At 72.7% G+C, this 3704-nt stretch carries 4 protein-coding genes; 1 reads left to right on the top strand and 3 read right to left on the bottom strand.

Features of this window, described 5'->3' with window-relative positions; all coding sequences use genetic code 11:
* The 3 genes from NBX02_RS13250 to NBX02_RS13240 all read right to left on the bottom strand — a co-directional run.
* Window positions 1-236 (bottom strand): WD40 repeat domain-containing protein (locus tag NBX02_RS13250; RefSeq protein ID WP_250291564.1); only part of this gene is annotated, 236 nt, incomplete at its 3' end.
* A gap of 382 nt (window positions 237-618) precedes the next feature.
* Complete coding sequence (locus tag NBX02_RS13245; protein ID WP_250291563.1) at window positions 619-2202, bottom strand: MFS transporter; 1584 nt, start codon at window positions 2200-2202, stop codon at window positions 619-621.
* The gene (locus NBX02_RS13240; protein ID WP_250286223.1) at window positions 2199-2948 is read right to left on the bottom strand and encodes a TetR/AcrR family transcriptional regulator; all 750 of its coding nucleotides are present in this window, start codon (window positions 2946-2948) and stop codon (window positions 2199-2201) included. The genes NBX02_RS13245 and NBX02_RS13240 overlap by 4 nt, the downstream gene beginning before the upstream one ends.
* A 501-nt stretch (window positions 2949-3449) precedes the next feature.
* On the opposite strand from NBX02_RS13240, the gene NBX02_RS13235 reads away from it, so the two are divergent.
* Window positions 3450-3704, top strand: a 255-nt coding sequence (locus tag NBX02_RS13235) for a hypothetical protein (RefSeq protein WP_250291561.1), incomplete at its 3' end; no start/stop codon positions are given.

The raw sequence follows: 3704 nt of genomic DNA, 5'->3' as shown, positions 1-3704 counted from the left end.
TCCCACACCCGCGCCGTCCCGTCCCGGCTGGCGGTGGCGAGTAGGAGCCGGCCGTCCCCACCGGTCGCCCACGCCACCGACCCGACCGGGCCGGTGTGGCCGGGCAGAATGGTCGGGGGTTCGGTGATGGTCACCTCGCCCGGCGCCCACGGCTGGTCCCAGCGGGGAGCCGGCCCGGCCGGCCGCGCGCCGTCGGGCCGGGGCGGGACTCCCGCGGGATCACCCGTGCGGCCCACCGTGCGGGCATGCACAGCCGCCCAGGCGCGTAACGCAGCGTCCGCGGACGGGACCGTGTCTACTCGGCCTGCCGAGCCGTTCCCCTGTCGTTCGTCCACACCGTCCCCGTCACCCTGCCAACGCCGTCACCCGCCGACGCCTCCCTGCGACGATCAGCGTAACCCCGGCGGCGACGGCCCATCCGGCAACCCGGCCCCGATGCCCCGGGCGCCGCTGCCGGCCCCGACCCGGCAGCATGCCGGCCGGAGCGGGCCAAGAAGCCGGTTCAAGAGTCCCTGTTCCGTTGGACACCTCCAGATGATGTCCTCGGGCTGGTAGCGGGTGGGGGCAGGAGGTCATGAGTCCGGCGTGATCGCGACCAGTCACGCCGGTTGCGACCAGTCACGCCGGTTGCGGCTGGTGCGCCGGTTGTGGCTGGTGTACTGGTTGTGCCTGCTGCGGGTGGTTCGGGCGGTGTGGGCGGGTGTGGATGGCGGCGCACAGCAGGGCCGAGAGGGCGGCGACGCCGGCCATCACGTACCAGACGTGCTGGAAGGCGTCGAGCGCGGAGGCGGGGGACGGGGTGCCGAGGACGGCGACGAACACCGACACCCCGAGTACGGCGCCGAGCTGCCGGAACGAGGAGTTGATGGCGCTGCCGATCCCGAACCGGGCCGGCGGCAGCGACGCGGCGGCCGCGCTGCCGAGCGTGGGGAGGGTCAGCCCGATGCCGGCACCGGTGAGCAGGGCCGCCGGCAGCCATTCGGTGACGTAGTGCGGGGTGGCACCGACCTGGGTGGCGAACAGCAGCATCGCCGCGGTGAAGGACAGCGCGCCGGGGACGAGGACCGCGCGGTGGCCGAAACGGTCGGCCAGCGCGCCGGCCAGCGGAGCGGCGACGCCGGCGAGCAGCGGGCTCGGGGTCACCGCGAGGGCGCTGCGCAGCACCGACCAGTGCCACACCGTCTGCAGGAAGATGATGTTCGCCAGGGTGATGGCGAAGAAGGCGGTGGCGAATGTCAGCATCCCGGCGTTCGCCACGCTGTAGGAGCGGACCCGGAACAGGCTGAGGTCGACGGCCGGCCGGGCGGCGTGCCGTGTCCGGACGACGAACAGCGGCAGGCCGGCCGCGGCGACGAGGAACGCGCCGATGACGCGGGGGTCGTCCCAGCCCCACTCCGGCCCCTCGACGATGCCGAGCGCGACAGCGCCGAGCGCCACCGTCACGAGGATGACGCCGAACGGGTCGGGGATGCCGGTGGCGCCCTCGTCCCGGCTCTCGCGCAGCACCCGTGCGCCGACGAGCGCGGCCAGCAGGCAGATCGGCACGTTGACCAGGAACACCCAGCGCCAGGACAGGTACTGGACGAGCAGTGAGCCCAGGATCGGCCCGCTGGCCGCGGCGAGCCCGCCCATCGCGCCCCAGATCCCGATCACGGCTGAGCGTTTCTGGGGCGGGAACTCGGGGAGCAGCAGGGCCAGCGACGACGGCACCAGGATCGCGGCGAACACCGCCTGCAGCGCCCGGGCGGCGACGAGAACGGCGGTGCCGGACGCCAGCCCGCAGGCGGCGGAGGTGACCGCGAACCCGATCAGCCCGATCTGGAACAGCCGTTTGCGGCCGAGCTGGTCGGCCAGCCGCCCGGCGAGGACGAGCAGCGCGGTGAGGACCAGCGCGTAGGCGTTGAGGACCCAGGCCAGGCCCGCGGTCGTGGTGTGGAAGCTCCTGGTGATCGACTCGAACGCGACGTTGACGATGGTCGCGTCCAGGAAGACGACGAACACCCCGATCGAGGAGATGGCGAGGACCGCGCGGGCACGCCCGCTCCTCGGCGCCCGCGGCGCGTCGGTGGGCGCCGGCGCCGCTTTCCCGCCAAGGGCCACCGACGGCGCGGCCGCTGGCCCGGCTGGTGGCCCGGCCGCTGGCCCGGCTGGTGGCCCGGCCGTTGCCTCGGCGGTGGTGGTCGGTACCGCTGGGTTGCTCACTGTTGCTCCTGCCGGTGGTGGTGGAGGCGGTCGACGGTCCTGTCGAGTTCGGTGGCGATGGCCGCGCTGCTGTAGCTGCCGCCGGGGACGGTGACACGGCTGATCAGCGCGGTGCCGAGCCCGGCCATCCGCACGGTGTGGTCGACGAAGTCCTCCAGCGGCGGCCAGTCCAGCTCGGGTTTGCTCAGCAGCAGCGACACGCAGCCGTGGACGGCGGCCCACAGGCTCAGCGCGAGCGGGCGCGTCTCCCCGTGGAACACCCCGGCGTCCACGCAGTCCTGGACCGCCCGGATCATCTGCCGCAGCGCCGCCCGGGCGGCCGTCGTCGACGCGGGCGCGCCGGCCGGCCCGGCCGCGCCGGCTGCGCAGCCCTCGTCACGGGCGAGGGGGCGGCCCATCATCAGCAGCCGGTACTGGACGGGATGGTCGAGCCCGAACCGGACGTACGCCATGCCGCCCCGGCGCAGGGCGTCCAGCGGGTCCGCCACGCCGACGGTGGCGGCGGTCAGCCGTTCGTCCAGGTCGCCCCAGATCTTCAGGCAGACGGCGTCAAGGAGCGCGGCCTTGTCGGCGTAGTGCAGGTAGACCGACGGCGTCGTCACGCCGACCCGGCGGGCGACCGCGCGTACGGTGACGGCCTGTTCGTCCCCGGTCTCGACCAGCAGGGCCTCGGCCGCGAACAGGATCTCCTCGGCCAGCCGGCCGCCCTCACCCCGGCGCGCCCTCGTCCGTCCTGCCGATTTCATGGACGAAGGTTGCCAGCGTCAACTTAACCTTGTCAACTCATGCTGTCGCTGTCGCTGTCGCTGTCGCTGTCGCTGTCGCCGGCGATCGGCGATCGGCGATCAGCGGGATCCGGTATGGGTGGGGCCGCTGCCGTGTCGGGCGCGCGCTTGGCGGCCGGGCGCGAGTCGGTAAAAGCCGGAAGGGGCCGTGAAATCGGACGTGGGCCACACGACGTGGGCCGGGGATCGTGGGCCGGGGATCGTGGGCCACACGACGTGAGTCGGGGATCGTGAGTCGGGATGGCGGGGCGGCGGGCCGGTCCTTTTGTTCGGAAAAAAAGATGGCTTGTTCCGGTACATCCGTCGCGGCGGACATCGGCCAGGTCGTGGTATTCCGGCGGAATAGGACGGCTGGCGTGTCGGGAACGGGGTGCTGATGTATCTGTTGTCTCGAGTTGACGCCGCCTGGTAGCGAAGTAGTTTTATTCCTACAAATAGCTGGCTCGCGGTGGAGGCGATCGTATGGAGCAGCAGCAGGCGCAGGAGCTGGAGCAGCGGCTGCGGGGGGACTGGGAGCAGATCCGCCACCAGATCCTCGATCAGTTCGTCCAGGTCAGCATCGCGGACCTGGAGGCCGCCACCAGCGTCAACGATCTCGTACGGCGGATCGCCGACAGGTCGCACCACACCGAGCCCTACGTCGAGACGCGGCTGCGCGAACTCGTCGGTGTCACGGTGCCGGGCGCGCAGGCCGGGCAGGCCGCGCAGGCCGAGAGC

It is taken from the genome of Protofrankia sp. CiP1_Cm_nod1 (assembly GCF_920888515.1).
Taxonomy (GTDB): domain Bacteria; phylum Actinomycetota; class Actinomycetes; order Frankiales; family Frankiaceae; genus Protofrankia.
Note: the sequence above shows the minus strand (reverse complement) of the source record. Positions and strands in the feature narration are given on the sequence as shown.